Source organism: Streptomyces sp. NPDC029044, assembly GCF_040637495.1.
In the GTDB taxonomy this organism is placed as follows: Bacteria; Actinomycetota; Actinomycetes; order Streptomycetales; family Streptomycetaceae; genus Streptomyces.
Map to the genome: position 1 here is coordinate 1 of NZ_JBEZWN010000059.1, position 15,977 is coordinate 15,977.

The 15,977-nt window shown below is 70.9% G+C and carries 15 protein-coding genes and 1 pseudogene; 5 read left to right on the top strand and 11 right to left on the bottom strand.

Annotation, left to right across the window (positions count from 1 at the left end; all coding sequences use genetic code 11):
* The 7 genes and pseudogenes from AB0E85_RS31885 to AB0E85_RS31915 all read right to left on the bottom strand — a co-directional run.
* Positions 1-107, bottom strand: a pseudogene (locus AB0E85_RS31885) (GTP 3',8-cyclase MoaA); the annotation flags it as partial.
* 25 nt (positions 108-132) lie between these two features.
* On the bottom strand, positions 133-1,287 hold the full coding sequence (locus tag AB0E85_RS31890; RefSeq protein ID WP_361934541.1) for an XdhC/CoxI family protein: 1,155 nt from the start codon (positions 1,285-1,287) through the stop codon (positions 133-135).
* Positions 1,288-1,413: 126 nt separating this feature from the next.
* Positions 1,414-3,621 carry a xanthine dehydrogenase family protein molybdopterin-binding subunit gene (locus AB0E85_RS31895; protein ID WP_361934544.1) on the bottom strand — a complete coding sequence of 736 codons (2,208 nt, stop codon included), beginning with the start codon at positions 3,619-3,621 and terminating at the stop codon, positions 1,414-1,416.
* The gene (locus AB0E85_RS31900) at positions 3,618-4,598 is read right to left on the bottom strand and encodes a xanthine dehydrogenase family protein subunit M (RefSeq protein WP_361934547.1); all 981 of its coding nucleotides are present in this window, start codon (positions 4,596-4,598) and stop codon (positions 3,618-3,620) included. Before AB0E85_RS31900 ends, AB0E85_RS31895 begins: the two co-directional genes overlap by 4 nt.
* 6 nt (positions 4,599-4,604) lie before the next feature.
* A complete protein-coding gene (locus AB0E85_RS31905) occupies positions 4,605-5,258 on the bottom strand; it encodes a (2Fe-2S)-binding protein (RefSeq protein WP_361934549.1) in 654 nt (217 codons plus the stop codon).
* Between the two features lie 485 nt (positions 5,259-5,743).
* Positions 5,744-7,753 carry an FtsX-like permease family protein gene (locus AB0E85_RS31910; protein WP_361934551.1) on the bottom strand — a complete coding sequence of 670 codons (2,010 nt, stop codon included), beginning with the start codon at positions 7,751-7,753 and terminating at the stop codon, positions 5,744-5,746.
* Positions 7,750-8,472 carry an ABC transporter ATP-binding protein gene (locus tag AB0E85_RS31915; RefSeq protein ID WP_361934554.1) on the bottom strand — a complete coding sequence of 241 codons (723 nt, stop codon included), beginning with the start codon at positions 8,470-8,472 and terminating at the stop codon, positions 7,750-7,752. Before AB0E85_RS31915 ends, AB0E85_RS31910 begins: the two co-directional genes overlap by 4 nt.
* A gap of 168 nt (positions 8,473-8,640) precedes the next feature.
* Here AB0E85_RS31915 and AB0E85_RS31920 point away from each other — a divergent pair, with 168 nt between their 5' ends.
* The gene (locus tag AB0E85_RS31920; protein WP_361934557.1) at positions 8,641-9,837 is read left to right on the top strand and encodes a histidine kinase; all 1,197 of its coding nucleotides are present in this window, start codon (positions 8,641-8,643) and stop codon (positions 9,835-9,837) included.
* Positions 9,834-10,493, top strand: coding sequence for a response regulator transcription factor (locus AB0E85_RS31925; protein ID WP_361934560.1), 660 nt, complete (start codon positions 9,834-9,836; stop codon positions 10,491-10,493). The genes AB0E85_RS31920 and AB0E85_RS31925 overlap by 4 nt, the downstream gene beginning before the upstream one ends.
* Positions 10,494-11,529: 1,036 nt before the next feature.
* On the opposite strand, the gene AB0E85_RS31930 is transcribed toward AB0E85_RS31925, so the two are convergent.
* Entirely contained in the window at positions 11,530-11,967 is a 438-nt protein-coding gene (locus tag AB0E85_RS31930) for a MarR family transcriptional regulator (protein WP_361934563.1), read from the bottom strand.
* A 117-nt stretch (positions 11,968-12,084) separates the two neighbouring features.
* Between AB0E85_RS31930 and AB0E85_RS31935 the strand changes: the two genes are divergently transcribed.
* A complete protein-coding gene (locus tag AB0E85_RS31935) occupies positions 12,085-12,585 on the top strand; it encodes a hypothetical protein (RefSeq protein WP_361934566.1) in 501 nt (166 codons plus the stop codon).
* Between the two features lie 41 nt (positions 12,586-12,626).
* On the top strand, positions 12,627-13,277 hold the full coding sequence (locus AB0E85_RS31940) for an NAD(P)-dependent oxidoreductase (RefSeq protein WP_361934569.1): 651 nt from the start codon (positions 12,627-12,629) through the stop codon (positions 13,275-13,277).
* A 36-nt stretch (positions 13,278-13,313) separates the two neighbouring features.
* Here the strand turns inward: AB0E85_RS31940 and AB0E85_RS31945 are convergent, their stop codons facing one another.
* Complete coding sequence (locus AB0E85_RS31945; protein WP_361934572.1) at positions 13,314-13,802, bottom strand: MarR family transcriptional regulator; 489 nt, start codon at positions 13,800-13,802, stop codon at positions 13,314-13,316.
* 97 nt (positions 13,803-13,899) lie between these two features.
* Here AB0E85_RS31945 and AB0E85_RS31950 point away from each other — a divergent pair, with 97 nt between their 5' ends.
* Entirely contained in the window at positions 13,900-15,006 is a 1,107-nt protein-coding gene (locus AB0E85_RS31950) for an extracellular solute-binding protein (RefSeq protein ID WP_361934575.1), read from the top strand.
* Here the strand turns inward: AB0E85_RS31950 and AB0E85_RS31955 are convergent.
* Complete coding sequence (locus tag AB0E85_RS31955) at positions 14,957-15,256, bottom strand: hypothetical protein (protein ID WP_361934578.1); 300 nt, start codon at positions 15,254-15,256, stop codon at positions 14,957-14,959. The two genes, AB0E85_RS31950 and AB0E85_RS31955, sit on opposite strands and share 50 nt — an antisense overlap.
* 2 nt (positions 15,257-15,258) lie before the next feature.
* Positions 15,259-15,495, bottom strand: a complete 237-nt coding sequence (locus AB0E85_RS31960; protein WP_361934581.1) for a hypothetical protein — start codon at positions 15,493-15,495, stop codon at positions 15,259-15,261.
* Positions 15,496-15,977 lie beyond the last annotated feature (482 nt).

Here is a 15,977-nt window from a genome sequence, read left to right on the forward strand (position 1 = left end):
GTCAGCGACATCTGGGGGCGCGGGTCCAGAGCGGCGACGCGCTCGACGATGCCGACCAGGCCCGGGCGCAGCAGCGGCTCGCCGCCGGTGAAGCGGACCTCCTCGATGTAGGTGTCGATGAGCGCTGGGTCCTCATACGGTCAGGAGCGCGGCCGGTGACGACACCCGGGCGACAGGGACGGAACGGTGAATGGGGCCGGGGACTCGGGACAGGGGCAAGCCGGTGCCCCCATGGGTGTGGGCGATGATCTCGGCAGTGATGGAGATCGCCGTCTCCTCGGGGGTCTGAGCACCGAGGTCGAGGCCGACAGGTGAGTGCAGGCGGGCGAGAAGCTCTGCGGGCACGCCGGTCTTACGCAGACGTTCCAGACGGTCTTCGTGGGTGCGTCGGGACCCCATCGCGCCGATGTAGCCGACCGGGAGTTCGAGGGCCGTGCGGAGCAGGGGGACGTCGAACTTGGCGTCGTGGGTGAGGACGCAGATCACGGTGCGGGCGTCGACCTCGGCGCCCGCCAGGTAGCGGTGCGGCCAGTCGGCGACGACCTCGTCGGCGTGCGGGAAGCGCTCGCGGGTGGCGAACACCGGGCGGGCGTCGCAGACGGTGACCCGGTAGCCGAGGAAGCGCCCTGCCTGGCTGAGGGCGGCGGCGAAGTCGACGGCGCCGAAGATCAGCATGCGGGGCGGGGCCGCTTGGGTGTGAACCAGGAGCGTCAGCTTCTCCGGGCAGGTGTCGGCGTCCCCACCGACCTCGACGCGGCCGGATCTGCCTGCCCGCAGCAGGGCGCGGAGCCGCGTGGCCACCGAACGGTCCGTCGGCTGGCTGCCAAGAGTCCCCTCGTAGGTGCTGCCACCCCCGAAGACGGACAGAGTGCGGCCGAGAAGACGCTGCGGTCCGTCGATCACCTGTGCCACGGAGATGGGAACACCGGCCAATACCTCTTCCAAGGCGGTGGTGAGGTGCGGCTGGTCAGCGGGACCGATCCGCTGGACCAGCACCTCCAGTTCACCGCCGCAGGTCAGGCCCACGGCGAAGGCGTCGTCGTCGGAGTAGCCGAACGAGGCCCGTATCGGGGGCTCGCCGGACGTCAGCACCTGTTGGCACAGCTCGTAGACGGCTCCTTCCACGCACCCTCCGGAGATGCTGCCGACCGCTTCGCCGTCGGCGTCCACGGCCAGTGAGGTGCCGGACGGCAGGGGTGCGCTGCCGCTGACCTGGGTGACGGTGGCGAGGGCGAAGGGACGGGCCTCGCGGCACCAGCGGTACAGCGTGTCCGCGATGTTCAGCATGAGTGGTCTCCTGGGGGAGGTGAGGGAACCCGCCGCCGCGCCGATGTGGGGGGATCGAGGCGCGGCGGCGGGCCGACCGGACGGCTGCGGGCCCGCCGGGGGGAAGGAGGCCCGGCCGTCCGGGGTTCAGAGCAGGGCTTCGGCGGTGATGGGCAGTTCGCGGACACGTTTTCCGGTGGCGTGGAAGACGGCGTTGGCGATGGCGGGTGCCACGCCGATCTGTACGAGTTCTCCGAGGCTCTTCACGCCGATGGGGGCCGCCTTGTAGTCCTCCCCGTCGAGGTAGACAGCTTTGAGGTCGGGGATGTCGGCGTTGACGGGGACGAGGTAGTCGGCGAGGTTGGCGTTCACGATGCGGCCGTCGCGGTGGTCGGTGACCGTGTGTTCCAGCAGGGCGGCGCCGATGCCGCCCACCATGCCGCCGAGGGCCTGGCTCTCGGCGAGCTTGGGGCTGATGATCCGGCCGGCGTCATACACGCCGAGCATCCGCCGCACCCGGACAAGACCGAGCCGGGCGTCGACGGCGACCTCGGCGAACATCGCGGCGTAGCCGTACATCGAGAACCGGCTTTCCTCCTCCGGCGTGTACGACCCGCGCGCCTCCAGGTGAGTGCGGTTGTTGCGGGCCAGGAGCTGCCGGTAGGTCTCCCCGCGCGCGGTGTTGCCCTTCACATGCAGTCGGCCACCGCGGACGACGACATCGTCGGCGTCGACGCCGTGCAGCGGTGAGCGCTCGTCCTCCACCGCGAGCTTGATGGCCTGCTCACGCAGTGTGTCGCAGGTGTCCTGAACGGCGGATCCCACGCTGAGCATGGTCTGCGAGGCGCCCTGGGCCGGGGCCGGCGGCATGGCGGAGTCGCCGAGCCGGAAGGTGACGTTGCGTACGGCCAGGCCGAGGGCGTCGGCGGCGACCTGGGACATGGAGGTGTACGTGCCCGTGCCCGTGTCATGGGTCGCGGACTGGACCACCACGGTGCCGTCCGCGTCGAGCCTGGCGTGGGCCTGCGCGTGTCCCCGGAAGACGTCGTAGCAGCCGGTGGCCACGCCGGTGCCGATGAGCCAGTCGCCGTCCCGCCGGGATCGCGGCCGGGGGTTGCGCCGGTGCCAGCCGAAGGTGCGGGCGCCGACGCGGAAGCACTCGCGCAGCCGCCGCGTGGAGAAGGGCTGCTGCGTCGACGGGTCCTCACCGGGTTCGTTGCGCAGCCTCAGCTCGATCGGGTCGATACCGAGCTTGTAGGCGAGTTCGTCCATCGCGGTCTCGATGACGAAAGCGGAGCTGCCGTAGCCGGGGCCGCGCATCCACAGCGGGGTGCTGACGTCCAGCGGCACGATCTGGGGATTCTGGCTGACGTTGGGCACTGCGTAAAGCATCTGCCCGAGCGCCAGGTTGGCCTCCCAGAACTGCTCGTAGCGGGAGGTCTCGTACGTGAAGTCGTGGGTCATCGCGGTCAGCCGTCCGCGCCGGGTGCTGCCCACGCGCAGTCTGTACTCGTAGGCGGGCCGGTAGCCCACCGTGAAGTACATCTGCCTGCGGGTCAGCACGAGCTTCACCGGTCGGCCGATCTCGCGTGCGGCGAGCGCCGCGATGGTGACGTGCGGCCATGTCTTCAGGGCGCTGCCGAACGCGCCGCCGATGAAGGGCGAGAGGACACGCACGTTCTCCAGCGGGATGCCGAAGACCGCGGCGAGTTCGTTCTGTGTGCCGATCACCCACTGGGTCTTGTCCCACACGGTGAGTTTGTCGCCGTCCCAGCGGGCGATGGTGGCGTGCGTCTCCATCGGATTGTGGTGGTTGCGCGAGAGCCGGTAGGTCATCTCCAGCCGGACGTCCGCGGTGCCCAGCGCTTCCTGGGCGTTGCCCCGTGCGTAGGGCCGCGCGAAGGGCGCGGGACCCTCCTGGGCCGGACCGCGCATGAGGTCGGTCGACGGCTTCTCGGCGTCGTAGGAGACCTTCACCAGGCTCGCGGCGTGCTGCGCGGCCTCCAGCGTGGTGGCCACCACGACGGCGACCGGCTGGCCGAAGAACCGGACGGCGTCGTCGTGGAAGACGTGCAGCCGCTCACCCGGGAAGGCGTTGCTGACCTGGTTCTGACGGTAGGCAAGCCTGGGCCTGTCGAGGTGGCTGATGACCCCCAGGACGCCGCGCTGGGCATCGGCGGCGCGCGTGTCGATGCCGGTGATCCGGCCGCGGCCGATACTGCTGTCGACGACGACAGCGTGCACCACGCCGTCGATGTCGTGGTCGGCGGCGTACTTCGCCTGACCGGTCACCTTCAGCCGACCGTCCACCCGGGACAACGGCGCTCCGACGGCTGACTGCGGCTGCGGGCTCACTTGCCACCTCCTACGACACGCAGTTGGCGCTCCACGGTCCGTGTGAGCAACTCGACCTTGAAACGGTTGTGCTGGAGGGGCCTGGCTCCGTCCGCGGCCCGCTCGGCGGCCTTGGTCCACAGGGCGTTCGACGGCCGCTTGCCGACGAGCGCGTCTTCGACGGCGGGCAGCTTCCACGGCACGGTGCCCACGCCCCCGGCGGCCACCTTCGCCTCCCGGATCACCCCGCCGCGGATGTGCAGGGCGACGGCCGCCGAGGTCAGCGCGAACTCGTAGGACTGCCGGTCGCGCACCTTCAGGTAGCCCGACCTCAGCGGGCGCGGAAGGGCCGGGATCTCGACTGCCGTGATCAACTCGCCCTGGCGCAGGGACTGTTCGCGGCCCGGGGTGCTGCCCGGACGGAGCAGGAAGTCGGCGAAGGGAACGGTCCGCTCCCCTGCCGGCCCCAGCAGATGCACACTGGCCTCCAGCGCCGCGAACGTCACGGCGACATCGGAGGGGTGGGTGGCCACGCAGTCGTCGGAGGTACCGAGGATCGCATGGGTGCGGTTGACGCCATGCAGGGCCGCGCAGCCCGAGCCCGGCTCACGCTTGTTGCAGGCGGCTGTCACATCACGGAAGTACGTGCAGCGGGTGCGCTGCATGATGTTGCCGCCGATGGTCGCCATGTTGCGCAGCTGCGCCGACGCGCTCAGCTCCAACGCCTGCGAGATGACCGGATACAGCGCGCGCACGCCCCGGTGGGCGGCGGCCTCGGACATCCGCACCAGCGCGCCGATGCGCAGGCCCCCGCGGCGGGTGACCATGATGTCGCGCAGGGGCAGGTCGCTGATGTCGACGATCGCGGCCGGGCGTTCGACGGTCTCGCGCATCAGGTCGACGAGTGTGGTGCCGCCGGCGATGTAACGGCCGCCGTCACGGCCCGCGTCGAGAGCTTGCCGAGTGCTCGCGGCCTTCGTGTAAGAAAAGGGATGCATCGGTCCTCACTTCCGGCCGGCGGCTTGCTCGACCGCCTGCACGATCTTCACGTAGGCGCCGCAGCGGCAGATGTTCCCGCTCATGAACTCCCGGATCTCCTCCGGTGAGCCGGTATGGCCCTCGTTGATGCAGCCGACGCCGGACATGATCTGGCCTGAGGTGCAGTAACCGCACTGGAAGGCGTCGTGGTCGATGAACGCCTGCTGCAGCGGGTGCAGCCGTTCGCCCTTCGACAGGCCCTCGATGGTGGTGACCTCCGCGCCGTCCAGCCGCACCGCCAGCGTCAGGCAGGAGTTGACCCGGCGGCCGTCGACCAGCACGGTGCAGGCGCCGCAGGCACCGGCGTTGCAGCCCTTCTTCGAGCCGGTCAGGCCGAGGTGTTCGCGCAGCAGGTCCAGGAGCGAGGTCCGGTTGTCGACCGTGACGGTGCGGCGCTCGCCGTTGACGGTGAGGGAGACACGGCTGCTGGGCGATGGCGTGGCGGCGTCCGCGGGCTCGGCGCCGAACACGGACGGACCCGCTATGAAGCCGCCAGCGACGACCGCGCCGCCGACAGCGGTGGTGGTCGCGATGAACGTGCGCCGGGACGGGTCGGACGCAGTCGCCCCGGGAGAACCCTCGGGTGGAGCGACTGTTGACTCGGGGGGTTCGATGGACATGTCACTCTCTCGGTCGGCGGAGAAGGGCTGTGACGGGGGCGGTAGCCACTGGTACCGCGAGCGGCTGTGCGGCGGACTCGGGTCGTGTGCAGCTGTCCCGCCGGGCGGCGTCGTGGCCGCGGTCTCCGGCAGTACCGATGGAAGGGCGTCCAGGGACACGACCACCACCCCGGCGGACAGCGTGGGCCGTCGGCCCGGAGGGGTGCTGTACGGCGTCCACTGTGCGGCACCCGGCGCCGGACAACGAGCAGACGGTTTTGGGACGACGCGGGGATGTAGCACCGCCGTTGGTACGTCTGTCAGTAGCAGGCAGAGCGGTTCGCGTGGGGGTGTACGTCTGGCTGGTGTCGTTCCTCCGGCAGGGCGAACCGGCGGACGTACACCCCGAACATGCCCGGCTCGGCCCGCACCGATGCGCCCCCTGCCGGAGGCACGATGCCCTGCCGCGGGGGCCGGGCCTGGCCGTTGGCCTCAGCCCCCACTGCTCACTCTCCCCGTACCCCGGCGTGCCGCGTGACCGAGCGCAGCAGGGGACGGCTCAGGCCGCCGGCCGCCAGGATCCCGCCGACGCCGGCGGCGCAGCACAGCGCGAGAACGAGCAGGCCGCCTCCGTCGAACGACGCGTCGCCGCCCGCCAAGGTCATCGATCCCCCGCACAGCAGCCCCGTCGCGACGGCACCGCCCGCCAGCACCGCGACCGGGATCAGCGTCTCCCGGCTGCGGGCGGCGTCCAGGACCCGCAGCGGGGTTCCGGCCAGGTGCAGCAGGGCGTAGGTGCGTCGACGGTCCAGGACGGCGGCGGCCGCCGTGATCCCGGCCGAGGTGATGGCGACCGTGAACGTCACCACGAGCACCACCCGCGTGATGGTGGTGAAGTCCCGGGTGAACTGCGCCTGGGACCAGTTCACGTCGATGGTGGTGAGCGGGTACTGGTCCGGCGTCAGGCCGGTCAGCGCGGTGCGGGCGCGGTCCAGTTCGGCCGGGCCGCCGGAAACGGTTGCGGTGATCTGGCGACTGTCGTAAGGGGCTGTGGCCACGAAGCCGTCGTCCACGCCGACCGTGGCGCTCACCCCGGCGGCGTGCAGGCGCTGTTCGGCCTGCGTTCGCATCTGCGTCACCTTGTCGGCCGGGGCGGCGATGGCGAGCTGGTCGGGCCGCCCTCCCCACGGGGGCGTGCTGTCCATGGTGAGCAAGGCGAAGAACCCGGCGACGAACCCGGCCAGGGTGAGGCCGGAGACGATCCGCCAGGCAGCCTTGGGATCGTCCAACAGCCTGCGCCCGGCCAGCAATGTCGCCGGCCGCTTGGCCAGGGCGGTGACGATCCTGCCGAGCAGCCGGACCAACCAGGGCCCGATCACGGTCAGGGCCAGGAAGAGCGCGGCGAACGCGTACAGCGCCACGACGTCGTCGCTGCCGTACTCCCTCGTGATCCAGCCGTAGGCGGCGACGACAGCCACGAAGACCACCGCCCGCACGGCGCTCGCCCCGCGACTGCGGGAGCGCCGTGCCACGCCCAGCGGGCCGACGACCACCTGACGCAGTCCGGCGAGCGCGCTGGCCACGACCAGCACCACCACCCCGGCCACCACCGCCAGCAGTGGCGGTGCGCCGATCCACAAGTCGCTCATGAACCAGGAGCCGCCCGCGAGCGGCAGGCTCGCCGCCACCGGCAGCAGCAGCCCGTATCCCACGGCGCCGAGCACCGCCCCCGCCGCCCCGGTGAGCAGCGCTTCGGCGGCCGCCATTGCGGCGATACGGCCCGGCGTGGCACCGATCAGGCGCAGCGCGGCCAGGCGCTGGTCGCGGCGGGACACCGACAGCCGCGCGGCGGAGGCCGCCAGCACCAGCAGCGGAACGATGACGAGGACGGTGGAGAACCGGGCCAGGAGCGTGTACATGCCGCCTGTGCCGTCGGTGAGTGGCGTGCCGGTGAAGGACGCGACGCGGGTGGGGGTGGCGATGTCGCCGACCCGGCGGGGGTCGGGAGCGCGCTCGGCGGTGACCGCCGGGTCGGTGGGGCGGTGTCCGATCACCGCGACGAGTTCGCCGGGGTGCGCCAGTGCCGCTCGGCCCAGCGTTCCGGCGGGCGTGCCGGGGACCGGGTGGCGGCCGTCGGGCAGCCGGTCGAGCAGGACGCCGAGCGCCGGGGAGACCCACAGTTCGCCGGGGGCGGGGAAGCGGTCGAGGCCGGGCGGGGCGGGCGCGGGGCGTCCGGACAGCCGTGCGACGTCCACGACGGTGACCGGCTCACCCCGGGTGAACGTGGTCCCGACCGCCTGGACGGCCACCGGATGGGAGGACTTCACCGGTGTGCGCCAGTCGGTGCGGTCCGCGCGGTGCTGGAAGCCCAGGTTCATCGCGACGCACAGCAGGAGCAGGGTGGTGGACACGGCCGCCGCCGCGACCGCGAGGCCGGTGGCGAGCAGACCGGTGCGGCCGCCCGCCCGGGTCAGCCGCCAGGTCAGAGCCCAGGTGGTGCGGTCCAGTGCCCTCATCGCCGGTACCCCGCCGTCGCCTCGGTGCCGGTCTGAGCCGCAGCTCGATCTGTGGCCAGTCGACCGTCGCGGACCTCCACCGTGCGGTCGCACCAGCGGGCCACGTTCGCATCGTGGGTGACCACCACCAGGGCGGCGCCCTGGCTGCGGCTGACCTCCACCAGCAAGCGGATCACCTCCATGCCGGTGGCCTGGTCCAGCGCGCCGGTCGGCTCATCGGCGAAGATCACCTTCGGGCTCCCCACCAGGGCCCGTGCGATGGCCACCCGCTGCGCCTGACCTCCGGACAGCTGCCCGGGACGCCTGTCCTCCAGGCCCGTGAGGCCCAGAGGGCCGAACCACTGCCGGGCCTGCTCGACGGCCGCCCGGCGCGGCGTGCCGCCGAGCATGAGCGGCAGAGCCACGTTCTCGTCGGCGGGCAGTTCCGGGAGCAGCTGGCCGGACTGGAAGACGAAGCCGAACGCGGTGCGGCGCAGCTCGCTGCGGGCCGGTTCGCGGAGCTGGTCGATCCGCTTGCCGTCCAGGAGCACCTCACCGGAGTCGGGCCGCTCGATGGCGGCCAGGCAGTGCAGCAGAGTGGACTTGCCGGAGCCGGACGGTCCCATGACGGCCAGCGACTGGTCGGACGTCACGTCGATGTCGACGCCGGCCAGTGCGCGGGCCAGGCCGTAGGACTTGAACAGGCCGGTGCCGGTCAGGACGGCGGAGGTGGTGTTCATCGGGTGCGCTCCCCACAAAGGGCGGTGATCATCGGATGCATGCCGTCCACGATCGGGGCGCACGGCCCCCGGCGGGTTCGGCCGGACGGCCGGTTGTGGGGGGGGGGGGCGGACATCGGCCGTTCGGCCGAGTCCGCGGGGAATCGCCTCTTCCGTATCCTGCCGAGCGTGTACTCCGAGACTTTGCTGCGCCGCCGGGCGCTGGTCGCCGTCGGCTGGCTCGTCCTCGGCCTGTTGGGGCTGCTGGACGTGTTCGCCGGCCGGGAGCCCGACTACCGCTGGACGAGCTGGCTGCCGATCGTGTCCGGCCCGTTTGCCTGCGCGGCGCTGCTGTGGCCCGACCGTGGGCCCAAGATGCAGGTACGTGCCCTACTCGTCGCAGCCGGCTCGCTGGCCCTGACGGTTGGGATCGTCGTGTTCGCGGGCCCGGACGGTGCCGGTACCTGGGGAGTGCTGGAGGGCGTCGCGCTGCTGGTGCTGCTGTCCCGTGCGGTGTGGGCGGTGCCGCGCCCGAGGACCGCGGCAGCGGTGTCGGCCGCACTGGCCGTGGCGGCCATCGCGATCCCACTGCGCTGGCTGCCGAGAGACATCCAGAACGACAGCCAGACCGCCATCAACTGGTGCCTGCTGATGACGCTCGGCGCGGGTACGGCTCTCGCCTGGGGTCTGCGGGCACGGCTGCTGGAGGAACAGCGGGCCCGCGACATCGCCGCCGTACGCCAGCGCCAGCGCCTGGAACTCGCCCACGACCTGCACGACTTCGTCGCCCACCACGTCACCGGCATCATCGTCCAGGCCAATGCCGCGCTGACCCTCCAGCACACCGCACCGGAACAGGTCGGGCCGCTACTGGAGAACATCACCCGGTCCGGATCGGAGACGCTGGACTCGATGCGCCGCCTGGTGCGGGTGCTGCGCGAGGACGACCATGCGGACGTCCGGCCCGGCGAGGTGTGGGCGGAACTCGCCCGCCTGGTCTCGGCGTTCTCCGAAGACGAAGCGGACGTCCAGTTGCAGGTCGCCGCGGCGGCCCGCGAGGCGCGTCTCGCCCCCGAGGTGGAGACCTCCGTGCACCGAGTCGTGCAGGAGGCCCTGACCAATGTCCGCCGGCACGCGCCCGGCGCCGTAGTGGCCGTACGGGTCGACACGGACGGGGCCCGGCTGCGGGTCGAGGTGCACAACACGGCACCGGCCGCAGGCCGCCCCGGCCCGGTCGGCGGACGCGGCGGCTTCGGACTGGTCGGCCTGCGCGAACGCGTCGAAGCGGTGGAAGGCACGCTGACCGCCGCCCCCACCGACGACGGCGGCTGGCGGGTGACCGCCACCTTCCCCGTGCTGGCCGCCGTGGCAGGATCACCGGCGTGAACGACACAGCGATCCGCGTACTGATCGCGGACGACCAGGAACTGGTCCGCATGGGCTTCCGGCTGATCCTCGACGCCCAGCCCGGCATCGAGGTGGTCGGCGAGGCCGCCGACGGCGCCGCCTGCGTGGAACTCGCCCGCCGAATGCGCCCGGATGTCTCCCTGGTGGACATCCGGATGCCGAAACTGGACGGCCTGGACGTCACCCGCGCCCTGGCTGGCCCCGGAGTCCACAGCCCGATGAAAGTCGTGGTGATCACCACCTTCGACCAGGACGACTACGTGCACACCGCGCTGCGCAACGGGGCGTGCGGCTTCCTGCTCAAGGACGCCCCGCCCGGTCTGCTGATCGAGGCGGTGCGAGCCGCCGCCCGCGGCGACGCTCTGGTCTCCCCCGCCGTCACCGTCCGGCTGCTGAAGCACCTGTCCGCCACCCGGGACGAGCCGTCCGCCGCCTCCCCGCTGACCGAACGCGAACTGGACGTGGCCCGGCTGGTCGCGGTGGGCCGCACCAACCAGGAGATCTGCGCGCAGCTGGTGGTGTCCCTGTCCACCGTCAAGACGCACCTGGCCAACATCCAGCAGAAGATCGACGCCCGCAACCGGGTCGAGATCGCCGCCTGGGCGTGGGAGTCCGGGATGGTTCGGGAGCGATAGGAGCGGCCGCACAGCGCTCACCGATCGGGCAGAGGCACCCGCACCCGCACCCGCACCCGCACCCGCACGCATCGCACCGGGCCCGGCGCGGCGCGAGATGGCCGAGGAAGGGCTTACCACCGCCCCTCATCACCGTGGCGACCTTCGCCCCTGTCCGGGCGGAGATCAGCAAGTCGTTGTCGGGGGGCGCTTGACGAGCGCGTCGGTCAGCGCGGCGCCGAACGCCGCGCCAACGCCCAGGGCTCCGGCAGGCGTCCGGGTTTACGGCGCGTGCCCCCGGACGCCTGCCGGGGCGACAGGTCGCACCTGACGTGTCCGACGTCGGACCACACGCGCTGGTACGGCAGCCCCCTTGGGCCTGCCGCCCGTGGCTGGCCCCCCAGTCCTCCATGTACACCTGCCCCGTCCACGCGATCCCCGTGGGAGCCGGGCCCTCGTCACGGGGGCCGTCGTCCACCGCACCGCACCCGGTCAGGCAGGCCGCGAGCACGACGCACAGCACGAACCTTCTGCGTCGCATCGCGTACTCGTCCCGTGGGGCGGGTCTGTAGACAGTGGTGGTAGGAGGTGTCGGGACCAGGGGCGGCAAGCCGGTGAACAGGTTTGCGGCACACCGGGTCGGGCGGTCCCCGGTCGTGCAGAGGCACCAGGGAGCGTGCAGGTTCCAGTGGTCAGGCCGTCGAAAGCGCTGACCTCGTCGGCTCGACCGGGCGCCCCAGGAGACACGCTCGCGGCTGCACCACCACGGCGTCACCGTAAGCACCCTGCGGGCCCGGTCGGATCGGCCGAACGGCCGCCTCTTCCGAGTGAGAACCGCGCCGACGTCGGCCGAATGGGCAGGGCGTCCGCTGGGTCCGCGAGGAAACAGGCGATGTCCGCCGCAGTTGTGGTTCGTCGCACGCTCGTGGTGCTCTGCGCCCGGGAAGGCACCGGCCGTCGTGCGTCAGGCGGGTGCGGGATGACCCGATCCGGCACCCGCAGACGTCGACTCCGGCACGCGCAGACCGCCGGCGTTCCTCGCCGCCACCCGCGGAACTCACTCGTTCGCGCCGCGGAGCACACGCAGGATGCGCTCCAGGTGACGACGGTCCTCCGCCGAGAGTGGTCCGGTGACGTGACTGCGGAGATGGGATACATGGGCGGTCAAGGCTCGATCGAGTGCCTCGGAGCCCTTGTCGGTCAGTACGGCGAGGGCGGCTCGTCGGTCGGCAGGGTCCGGATCGCGTCGGATCAGCCCCTCCTGCACCATGCGGTCGGCGAGCCGGGTGAAGCCGCCCGAACTGAAGGACACGGCCTCCGCCAGGTCCGTCATGCGCAGCCCGTGCCCGGGGGTGCGTCCCAGCCGCAGCAGCACCTCGAACCAGGTGTCCGGGACCCCCAGGTCGTGGTGCACGAGGGGCCTGAGGCGAGCGAACGCTTCCACGAACAGTCCGTAGAGCGTCACGTCGTCGTCGTTCAGCAGTTGCTCGTTCATCTCATGAGGATGCCAGAAAGCCGACAGCAGAAGAAGCTGCCGTTGCAATATCTGCGGAAGCAGCTATATTAGCTGCGTCGGCAGCTATTTCTGGGACAACGGATACGGAGCCCGATCATGCGCAAGCGTCTCCTCCCCGCATTCGGCGTCGCCGCCGCCACGGCCGGAGCCCTCAGCCTCGGCCTGTCCCTGGCGCCCGCTGCGGCGGACGCCGCCCCCGCGTCGCCGAGACACCGCACGACCATCGAGGCCGTCGAAACGGGCACCGCGATCAACATGGTCGACGTCGCCCCGGCGGACTCGGCCCTCGGCGACCAGCTGATCGGGACCGGCCGTCTCACCGGCAACGACGGCCGCGAGCTGGGCACCAGCAGCTTCGTGGGCGTCTCCACCGACGCCAAGCCGCGCACTGCCGAGCTGCTGACCTTCGTCTACGAACTACCGGGCGGCAAGATCACCACGGCTGGAACAGCCAGGCTCGCCTCTTCGAGGCCCGTCTTCGACGAGCGGTTCGCCATCACGGGCGGGACCGGCAGGTACCGGAACGCCGTTGGCGAGGTGCGCGTCCTGCAGGAAACGGTCGAGCGGGCCCGGATCACCTTCGATATCCAGCGCTGACGGCACCCACACATCCGAAACCAGCACGAACGGAGTCACCTGTGAAGATTCTCCTCGTCGGCGCGACCGGCATGATCGGCTCCCGCATAGCAGCGGAAGCGCTGCGCCGCGGTCACCAAGTCACCGCCGGGACTCGCTCGGGCCGTACGGACGCCCTGCCCCGGGATCCCGCGCTGACGGCCCTCGCCCTCGACGCCACGGTGCCCGCCCAGGTGGCCGAGGCCGCGGCCGGTCACGACGCCGTGATCTCGGCCGTCTCCCCACCCCGCGACGGCTCCGACCCGTCCGCACCGCTGCTGGCGACGTACCGCTCCTTGATCGAAGGGCTGCGCACCGCGGGCGTACCGCGACTTGTCGTGGTGGGCGGTGCCGGCAGTCTCAAGACCGCATCGGGTGCGGACCGCGTCGACACCGCCGATTTCCCCGCCGTCTACAAGGACGAGTCACTCGCCCAGCGTGAGGTCCTGCGACTGCTGCGCTCCGAGGTGACCGACCTGGACTGGACGTACGTCTCCCCGGCGGACGAGATCGCCCCCGGCGACCGTACGGCCCGGTTCCAGCTCGGCGGCGACGAGCTCCTCTTCGACGCGAACGGCCGCAGCTTCATCAGCGCCGAGGACTACGCCGTCGCCCTGGCCGACGAACTGGAGAAGAACCAGGCCGTCCGCCGTCGTATCACCGTCGCCTACTGAGCTGCGTCCCCGGCCTGCCACCCCTTCGGTCTCAGATCATCTACCGCGAGTACCTGTGCTGGGGCTCTGCACGGCGCCCCGGGAGGAGTGGGCCATCAGCTTGTTCACCAGCTCGCGCAGGATCAGACGCTCGACCGGGGTGAGCGGCTCCATGAGGTCTGCGGTGACCTGCGGAATGTGCGCGGCGAGGGCGCGTCCCAGTCGTTCACGACCTTTCGGGGTGGCTTCCAGGAGTGCGGCCCGGCGGTCGTCGGGGTGAGGGTGCCGCGCGAGCAGCCCGGCCTCCTCCATGCGGGCGATGAGCCGGGTCAGCCCGCCGGAGGTGAACGACAGGTCCTCGGCCAAGCGGGCGCTCGTGGTCCGGTTCTGCGGGTGCCTGGCCAGGCGCAGGAGCACCTCGAACTCGGAACCGGCCAGCCCGGAGGCCTCGCGCATGGTGCGCTCGGACCGGCCACCGATCACGTCCGTCAGCCGCAGTATGTCGCCGTACAGGACCACCGCCTCGTCATTCAGTAGCTCATCCATAAACCTGACGATACAGCTGCCGTAACCCTGCGCAGGAAGGTATCTGGCCCCTTCCCGCCGATCACACGGCAGCACCACAGTGAAGGGGAGAACGACCATGCCGGTCGGACGACGTCAGATACTCGCCGCGGGTTCACTCACGGTCGCCGGGGCCGCGCTGGGCGCCGGTACGGGGTACGCCGCGAGTCCCGGCGAGGAGACCAAGAGCCTCAACCAGCTGTACCGCGAGGCGAAGGCGGAGGGCGGGACCCTTACCGTCTATGCGGGCGGCGACACGGCCACCCAACAGGACGCCAACAAGGCCGCCTTCGAAAAGGCGTTTCCCGGTGTCACCCTGAACATCGTCGTGGACTACAGCAAGTTCCACGACGCCCGTATCGACAACCAGCTCGCCACCGGCACCCTGGTCCCGGACGTCGTACAGCTGCAGACCCTGCAGGACTTCCCCCGCTGGAAGCGCGTAGGGGCTCTGCTCCCCTACAAGCCGGCCGGTTTCTCCCGCGTCCACTCGGCGTTCAAGGATCCCGACGGCGCGTGGACCGGCATCTTCGTCGACGCCTTCTCCACCGTCTACAACGTCGACAAGGCCGGTGCAACGGCTCCCGCCTCGGCACGGGACCTCCTCGACCCGCGGTGGAAGGGGAAGATCGTCTCGACATACCCGAACGACGACGACGCGGTGCTGTACCTGTACAGCCTCATCGTCGACAAGTACGGCTGGGAGTGGCTGCGGCGGTTCGTCGCCCAGGACGTGGCCTGGGTGCGGGGTACGCAGGAACCCGCGGACCGGGTCGAGGCGGGCCGCGCGGCCCTCGCGCTGGGCACGGACGGCATGCTGATCCCGGCGGCGGGTGTGAAGACCCGCTTCGTCCTCCCGAAGCACGACCCGTTCATGGCCTGGGCCCAGCGCGCCGCCATCTTCAGGCACGCCAGGCATCCCGCCGCTGCGAAGCTGTATCTGAACTGGTGGCTGTCGAAGCGGACGCAGTCCGACTTCTACATGTGGTCGGTGCGCACGGACGTCCAGCCGCACGAGGGTTACCGCCCCGTATGGGAGTACCGCAACGCCCACCTGGACGGCTTCGAGGACTTCATGGCCGACCGGGACCTCGTCGAGCGCTTCAGGCAGCAGCTCGCTCTCTACGTCGGTGAGGTCACGGGAGCTCCCTCCCCGGGATGGCTCGGCCTCCATCCCGGTCGCTGATCACCCGTGGTCGGACACGCTCGAACTTCCAAGTGATGCTGGTGGCGTCGGCCTTGACGACGGTGACGGGGATGGAGAGGTCCTTGCCGTCGTCGTCCTTGGCGGAGCAGATCACCTTCGCGCCGGCCACCGCCTTGAGGTCCGGGCACTTCACGACGGACGTGTCACCGCCGATCCATGGCAGCGGACTGTACTTCGACGAGGTGCGGCCGGCGACGACGGTTCCACTGGGCGCCTTGTGGCCGTCCACGGTCACGGGGTGGACTTGTCGAGCCCTGTGGTCGACTCCGAGCCCGTGAGCGGCAAGGCTGAGACCGGATAGTCGGCCTCCCAGCAGATGTTGTCGATGCCGATGTCGTGACGGAGCTTCACTGCGATCGGGTCGCTGATGAAGCAGGTCAGGAAGTGCTCGCGGAAGATCTCCGAGGGCTGCTTCCCGCCGAAGTCCTGGAGCGTCCAGGTGGCGTGCATCTCGTAGGTGCGGTCCAAGCGGTCCAGGAAGTAGGGGATCCAGCCGGTGCCGCCCTCGGACAGCCCGATCTTGATGTCCGGGTATTCCTTGACTGCTCGACGCCTCCCTCCGCGGAGACACCTCGGTCCTGCCCGCCCAACCACCTGACAGCCTCCCGTGACGCCCCGCGCGCCATGCCCGTGACGAGGTTCCCGCACGGTGACCGGCGGCCGCGCCTGAAATGCACAGGCCCACCATTCCGTTCACCTCAGACCTGATCCCCACGCTCCCGTGCCTCAGCTTCATGCAGGACCAAGCAACGGCTGCTGCCCGGTCGGCCCCACATGACCGAGTTCGACGCAGCGTAGGCAGCACCAAGTCAGCACGGGAGAGGTGAGAACGGGTGATGACATGGGCTTTTAGTCAGCACCAAACCAGCATGGGAGTCAGCACCCCACCTCCAGATCCTGCCCGAGCAGTGCAACTCGGACAGCGCTCTCGCGGGCTCGACCGGAGCTCT

Excerpts from the sequence above, each read along its gene's own strand:
- AB0E85_RS31890 (WP_361934541.1), bottom strand. The coding sequence starts at position 1,287 with ATGCTGAACATCGCGGACACGCTGTACCGCTGGTGCCGCGAGGCCCGT.
- AB0E85_RS31900 (WP_361934547.1), bottom strand. The coding sequence starts at position 4,598 with ATGCATCCCTTTTCTTACACGAAGGCCGCGAGCACTCGGCAAGCTCTC.
- AB0E85_RS31905 (WP_361934549.1), bottom strand. The coding sequence starts at position 5,258 with ATGTCCATCGAACCCCCCGAGTCAACAGTCGCTCCACCCGAGGGTTCT.
- AB0E85_RS31910 (WP_361934551.1), bottom strand. The coding sequence starts at position 7,753 with ATGAGGGCACTGGACCGCACCACCTGGGCTCTGACCTGGCGGCTGACC.
- AB0E85_RS31915 (WP_361934554.1), bottom strand. The coding sequence starts at position 8,472 with ATGAACACCACCTCCGCCGTCCTGACCGGCACCGGCCTGTTCAAGTCC.
- AB0E85_RS31930 (WP_361934563.1), bottom strand. The coding sequence starts at position 11,967 with ATGAACGAGCAACTGCTGAACGACGACGACGTGACGCTCTACGGACTG.
- AB0E85_RS31935 (WP_361934566.1), top strand. The coding sequence starts at position 12,085 with ATGCGCAAGCGTCTCCTCCCCGCATTCGGCGTCGCCGCCGCCACGGCC.
- AB0E85_RS31945 (WP_361934572.1), bottom strand. The coding sequence starts at position 13,802 with ATGGATGAGCTACTGAATGACGAGGCGGTGGTCCTGTACGGCGACATA.
- AB0E85_RS31950 (WP_361934575.1), top strand. The coding sequence starts at position 13,900 with ATGCCGGTCGGACGACGTCAGATACTCGCCGCGGGTTCACTCACGGTC.